Source organism: uncultured Pseudoflavonifractor sp. (assembly GCA_904419835.1).
GTDB lineage: Bacteria > Bacillota > Clostridia > Oscillospirales > Oscillospiraceae > Pseudoflavonifractor.
In genome coordinates, this window is sequence record CAJFTA010000008.1 from 50,356 (window position 1) to 56,355 (window position 6,000).

Consider the following 6,000-nt stretch of genomic DNA (forward strand, 5'->3'; position numbering starts at 1 on the left):
GGGGCGCGCGCAGGGGGAGTCCGTCAGCCCTCCCGGTCCTTCTTATCCTTCTTGTCCTTTTTCCCCTCTTCGCCCTCCTCGGGCAGCACCACCACTTTGATCTCCATGACCCGGCGGTGGTCCACCCTGGTGACGGTCACGTCCAGGCCGTCGGCCTGGAACCGGTCCCCCTCCGCGGGGATGCGGCCAATCTGCTCCATGACCCAGCCGGACACCGTGTTGGCGTCGCAGCTGCCCTTGATGGAGAACAGGTCGTACAGGTCGGTCAGATCGGCGGAGCAGGAGATGAGGTAGCTGCCGTCTGCCTGCTTCTGGAACTGCTCAATGACCTCGTCGTGCTCGTCCCAGATCTCGCCCACCAGCTCCTCCACAATGTCCTCCATGGTGACCAGGCCCTCGGTTCCGCCGTACTCGTCCACCACAATGACCATGTGGGCCTTCTCCCGCTGGAGAATGCGGAGCATCTGAGAGATTTTGGTGTTTCCGGTGGTGTAGAGTACCGTGCCCATAATGGCGGAGAGATCGCTGATGCCGTGGTAGCGGGCGGCGTGGAAGTCCTTCTCGTGGATGACGCCCACAATGTCGTCAATGTCCTCGTGGTACACGGGCAGACGGGAGAAGCCGCTCTCGGCAAATACCTTGGCCACCTCGTCCATGGCGGCCGTGTCCTCCACCGCCACAATGTCCACCCGGGGGGTGAGAATTTCCTCCACCTCCATGTCGCCGAACTCAATGGCGGAGCGGATAAGCTCGCTCTCGTGCTGATCCAGGCCGCCCTCGTCCTCGGCCTGGTCCACCATGGTGATGAGCTCCTCCTCTGTGATGCCCTCGTCCTCCTTTTTGTGGAAGACAAGGCTGAGCAGCTTTTTCCACTGGGTAAAGAGAAAGTTGAGGGGCCGCAGCAGGGTGATGAAAAACTTCAATATGGGCGCGGAGAACATGGCGAAGGTCTCGGGGGACTCCTTGGCCAGGCTCTTGGGGGAGATCTCGCCGAAAATCAGGATGACCGCCGTGAGCACCACCGTGGACACCGTGGGGCCGTAGGCCCCCAGCAGCTTGGTGAAGAGGACCGTGCCGATGGTGGTGGCGGTGATATTGACAATATTGTTGCCTATCAGGATAGTGGAGAGCAGGCGGTCAAAGTCCTCCTCCAGCTCCAGAACCAAGGCCGCGCGGCTGTCGCCCGCATCGGCCCGGCTCTTCATCCGTACCCGGTTGAGGGAGGAAAAGGCGGTCTCCGTGGCCGAGAAGTAGGACGACATGGCCACCAGGAAGATGAGGATAACTATCATGATAATACTGGCACTGTCCATAATGGAACTGATCACTCCTAAGTAATATGTATTTGCAGGAACTGCCCCGGTATTTTCCCGTTTTTGTGCGCAAAAGGACAGCCTTATCCCACAGGGATAACGCTGTCCTCAACGGATGCAACTATGCAGTTGGGTAAGGGGGGCTCGTCCACGAGGGCTCACCGGATCCTTTCCTGTTTGATTAGTACAGATGATATCACAGCCCGGTATAAAATGCAAGAGGCGCGTTTTCCCCGCTCGGGCCGAAAACTTTTTCCTATGCAGCAAAATGGTTTGCCATCCCCTATAATTTAAGCTATACTAGCCTTATACAGCCTGCCGGGGCGGCGCGTATCCCTCCCTCTCAGGCTCTGATTCACACACGCGCCCCGCCGGGGCCCACGGAGGTTTCTATGGACCAGCTGCAATTTTTTGTTCCCACCCTGTTCGGCCTGGAGGGGCTGGCCGCGGACGAGCTGCGCCGCCTGTCTCTGGCCGGCGTGCGGGCGGAAAACGGCCATGTGCTGTGTACCGGCCGGCCCGGGGACATCCCCCGCCTCAACCTGAACCTGCGCACCGGTGAGCGGGTCCTGCTGGTGCTGGGCTCCTTCCCCGCCCCCGACTTTGAGGCCCTGTTCGAGGGAGTGCGGGCCATCCCCTGGGAGGACTATCTCCCCAAAAACGCTGCCTTCCCCGTGAAGGGGCACAGCCTCAACTCCGCCCTCCACTCGGTGCCCGCCTGCCAGTCCATCGTGAAAAAGGCGGCCGCCGCCCGGCTGGGCAGGGCCTACGGGCTGGAGACCCTGCCGGAGAGCGGCCCCCTGTTCCAGATCCAGTTTTCCGTTATGCGGGACACCGCCACCATCCTGCTGGACACCAGCGGCGCCGGGCTCCACAAGCGGGGTTACCGGGCTGTGGGCGTGGCGGCGCCCCTGCGGGAGACCCTGGCCGCCGCCATGGTCATGCTGTCCCAGTACCGGGGGAGGGATCCCTTCTGCGACCCCTTCTGCGGCTCGGGCACCATCGCCATTGAGGCCGCCCTCATCGCCAAAAACCGCGCCCCCGGCCTGGACCGGTCCTTTTCCGCCCAGAAGTGGCCCTGGCTGCCCGCCCAGGCCTGGATGGACGCCGCCGGCGAGGCCATGGACAAGGAGTTTGACGGCCAGTACGACATCTGGGGCGGCGACATCGACCCCAGGGCGGTGGCGCTGGCCCGCTCCAACGCGGAAAAGGCCGGGGTGGACGATCTGGTCCGCTTCGAGGTGGCCGACGCCACCCGGTTCCACCGCAGCGAGCCCTACGGCCGGGTGGTCACCAATCCCCCCTACGGCGAGCGCATCATGGAGAAGAAGGAGGCCGAGGGCCTGTACGCCGCCTTTGGGCAGGCGGTCCGCGGCCTGCCCGCCGGGTGGCGGGTGTCCGTCCTGTCCTCCCACACGGAGTTCGAGCGCACCTTCGGCCGCACCGCAGACAAAAAGCGGAAGCTGTACAACGGCATGATCAAGTGCGACCTGTTCCAGTACCACAAGCGGTAACGTCCCTCCGTCCCCGGCGGGAGATGCCGCACACTGTCAAAGGAGTCTGAAATGAAACGAACCATCCGCAACCTGTCCCTGATTCTGTCTCTGGCGCTGGTCCTCTCCCTGGCCGCCCCCGCCGCCCTGGCGTGGGAGGTCAGGGGCAGCTACACCGAGGGCATGGCCACCGCCACCGACGGCTCCGCCTGGGGCTATGTCAATGCCTCGGGCATTGTATCCATCCCCATCCGGTTTGAGGAGGCCTCCGACTTCTCCCTGGGCGTGGCCCTGGTGAAGGAGGACGGCAAGTACGGCCTGCTGCGGCAGGACGGGCTGTGGCTGCTGGAGCCCCTGTATGACAGCCTGACCGCCGTGGACTGCGGGGTGTATATCGCCCAGCGGGAGGGAGCGTGGGAGCTGCTGACCGTGGTGCCTGTGCCCGGCGAGGACGGCGCCTCCCACCAGCTGTATACCGGCGCCAGCTCCATCACCGTGGAGCAGGGGAGCCAGGGCAGGGAGATTGTCATCCAGTGGGCCGGCCGGGACAGCGTCCACATCGCCGTCTCCTCCCTGCCCATGGTGCTCACCGGCCTGGGCGTACCCTTCGCCGCCTTCTCCCTCCGCTCCGACCGCGCCGCCGCCTTCTCCGACGTGTCCGGCAGGGACTGGTTTGATCTGTGGGTGGATCTGGCCTATAACCTGGGCCTGATGGAGGGCCCGGGGGACGGCACCTTCCTGCCCTACAGCACCCTTACCGTGGGCGAGGCCCTGAAGATGGCCGCCGTGCTGGACAGCACCTACTCCGGCAGGGCCTTCTCCAGCGGCGGCGACCCCTGGTATACCAACGCGGTGAACTACTGCCTGACCAACGGCATTATCTCCGGCAGCACCTTTGACAGCTACACCCGGCCCATCACCCGGGCCGAGCTGGCCCTGGTGCTCTCCGCCACCGCCCCTGTCCGGGATTCGGAGGACATCAACGATGCCAGCCGCGTCGCCTCCTCCATCCCCGACGTGTCCGGCGGCGACTTTGCCGCCGGCTCCATCTACGCCCTGTACGCCAAGGGCATTGTCAGCGGCAGCGACAAGCAGCTGACCTTCCGGCCCGAGGCTGTCATCACCCGCAGCGAGGTGGCCGCCATGGTGGCCCGCATCGCCCGGCCGGAGCAGCGGATCCTCCTCTGGCCCTCCGCCGACTCCCCCGCCTATTACTACGCCGCCGGAATTCAGCTTTCCGCCCCCACTTCCTGATAAGGAGCTGTGCCTGCTTTGAAGCACCTGTTCATCATCAACCCCGCTGCCGGAAAAAACGGCAGCACCGACGCCCTTGCCGCCCAGATTCGGGATATTTTCGGCGGCCGGGGACTGGAGTATGAAATTGCCTTTACCAGCGGCGCGGGCACCGGGGAGACCCTGGCCCGGGCCGCCGCCCAGTCCGGGGCGCCGGTGCGCATCTATGCCTGCGGCGGGGACGGCACCCTCAACGAGGTGGTCAACGGCGCCGCCGGGTACGACAACGCCGCCGTCACCAACGTGCCCAAGGGCACGGGCAATGATTTTCTGAAAATCTTTGGGAAGAACTACCGCGCCCGGTTCTCCGATCTGGCCGCCCTGGCGGACGGTCCCCAGGCGGCTCTCGACCTGATGGACTGCAACGGCAAGCTGGGTCTGGGGGTCATCTGCGCCGGGGTGGACGCCCGGGTGGCCGCCGACGTACATAAATACAAGGCCCTGCCCCTGGTGTCCGGCGTGGGGGCCTACATTCTCTCCCTGGTGGTCAACGTGTTCAAAGGCCTCACCCGCCCCACCGAGATCCAGGTGGACGGCGAGACCCTGGACGGCCCCAGCACCATCATCTGCATCTGCAACGGGCGGTACTATGGCGGCGGCTTTATGCCCGTAAAGGATGCCCAGCCGGACGACGGTATCCTGGATATGCTGGTGGTGCCCAGGGTGAGCCGCTTCACCTTCTTCCGCCTGGTGGGCAAGTACGCCAGGGGTCTCTACCGCCAATGTCCCCAGGTCATCCGGGACTTCCACTGTCAGAAGATCGCCTTCACCTCCCCGGAGGAGCTGGTCGCTGTTGTGGACGGCGAGGTTATGCGCTCCCGCAGCTTTACCGTCCGGCTGTCCGAAAAGAAAATCAACTTTTTCTATCCCTCCGATGTGTTTTGGCGTGAAAGTTTACAGACTGCTAACAATTATGAAAGCCATTTTTCTACAATTTCGTGATATCAGGAGAAAAACGGAGCTTCCAGTATTTTGAGTGAGCTGTTTTTAAAAACGCTGGATTTTCAACCAAATTTGGTTGAAAATCCAGCGTTTTTTTACTTGCACATTTTGCATTCCAAAGCTATTATTATAAGTACGTTAGCACTCCATTAAAATGAGTGCTAAGGCATGGACAGTTTACAAAACAAATGCTTCATATATGCAAGGAGGAACCAGCTATGAATCTCAAACCCCTGGCTGATCGCGTGATCATTAAGATGGTAGAGGCCGAGGAGACCACCAAGAGCGGCATCATCCTCACCGGCTCCGCCAAGGAGAAGCCCGAAGTGGCTGAAGTGATCGCCGTGGGCCCCGGCGGCATGGTGGACGGCAAGGAAGTCGTCATGACCGTGAAGGTGGGTGACAAGGTCATCACCAGCAAGTACTCCGGCACCCAGGTCAAGGTGGAGGGCGAGGAGTACACCATCGTCCGCCAGGGCGACATTCTCGCCATCGTCGAGTAATCAGAAGCGCTGAATGCCCGGGAGCAGGCGCACAGCGAACCGCGCAGACCGAAAAACAGGCCGGTGAAAGCCGGCGGTATTTTCGGCGGAGCGGTGAGCAGTGTGCCGTTGCGGAGGGCATGAAGCGTGACAATCAGAAGCGCTGAGCCGCCGCGAGCAGCGCGAATGGACGCACATTTACCCTGAACTCATCTCACAAATTGGAGGTTTTTCATTATGGCTAAGATTATCTGCTACGGCGAAGAGGCCCGTCATGCTCTGGAGCGGGGCGTGAACCAGCTGGCTGACACCGTGAAGATCACCATGGGCCCCAAGGGCCGCAACGTGGTGCTGGACAAGAAGTTCGGCGCTCCCCTGATCACCAACGACGGCGTGACCATCGCCAAGGAGATCGAGCTGGAGGACCCCTTTGAGAACATGGGCGCCCAGCTGGTGAAGGAGGTCTCCACCAAGACC

General features: G+C 62.5%; 6 protein-coding genes. 5 read left to right on the plus strand and 1 reads right to left on the minus strand.

The genetic code is table 11. The features are described from left to right. Window positions 1-23: 23 nt before the first annotated feature. Window positions 24-1,313 carry a hemolysin family protein gene (locus tag QZY67_RS02615; protein WP_295368402.1) on the minus strand — a complete coding sequence of 430 codons (1,290 nt, stop codon included), beginning with the start codon at window positions 1,311-1,313 and terminating at the stop codon, window positions 24-26. Window positions 1,314-1,705: 392 nt separating this feature from the next. Between QZY67_RS02615 and QZY67_RS02620 the strand changes: the two genes are divergently transcribed. The 5 genes from QZY67_RS02620 to QZY67_RS02640 form a co-directional block, all read left to right on the plus strand. Continuing rightward, window positions 1,706-2,827 carry a class I SAM-dependent RNA methyltransferase gene (locus QZY67_RS02620; protein WP_295368403.1) on the plus strand — a complete coding sequence of 374 codons (1,122 nt, stop codon included), beginning with the start codon at window positions 1,706-1,708 and terminating at the stop codon, window positions 2,825-2,827. A 51-nt stretch (window positions 2,828-2,878) separates the two neighbouring features. Then, window positions 2,879-4,060, plus strand: a complete 1,182-nt coding sequence (locus tag QZY67_RS02625; RefSeq protein WP_295368404.1) for an S-layer homology domain-containing protein — start codon at window positions 2,879-2,881, stop codon at window positions 4,058-4,060. A 9-nt stretch (window positions 4,061-4,069) separates the two neighbouring features. Then, window positions 4,070-5,041: a YegS/Rv2252/BmrU family lipid kinase gene (locus tag QZY67_RS02630; protein ID WP_295368405.1), complete on the plus strand. Its 972-nt coding sequence runs from the start codon at window positions 4,070-4,072 to the stop codon at window positions 5,039-5,041. Window positions 5,042-5,259: 218 nt separating this feature from the next. Next, a complete protein-coding gene (locus tag QZY67_RS02635) occupies window positions 5,260-5,544 on the plus strand; it encodes a co-chaperone GroES (protein ID WP_294536859.1) in 285 nt (94 codons plus the stop codon). A 216-nt stretch (window positions 5,545-5,760) separates the two neighbouring features. Beyond that, window positions 5,761-6,000, plus strand: a 240-nt coding sequence (locus tag QZY67_RS02640; RefSeq protein ID WP_295368406.1) for a TCP-1/cpn60 chaperonin family protein, incomplete at its 3' end; no start/stop codon positions are given.

Bases quoted from the DNA above. Each gene is read 5' to 3' on its own strand.
- QZY67_RS02615 (WP_295368402.1), bottom strand. From the start codon at position 1,313: ATGGACAGTGCCAGTATTATCATGATAGTTATCCTCATCTTCCTGGTG.
- QZY67_RS02620 (WP_295368403.1), top strand. From the start codon at position 1,706: ATGGACCAGCTGCAATTTTTTGTTCCCACCCTGTTCGGCCTGGAGGGG.
- QZY67_RS02625 (WP_295368404.1), top strand. From the start codon at position 2,879: ATGAAACGAACCATCCGCAACCTGTCCCTGATTCTGTCTCTGGCGCTG.
- QZY67_RS02635 (WP_294536859.1), top strand. From the start codon at position 5,260: ATGAATCTCAAACCCCTGGCTGATCGCGTGATCATTAAGATGGTAGAG.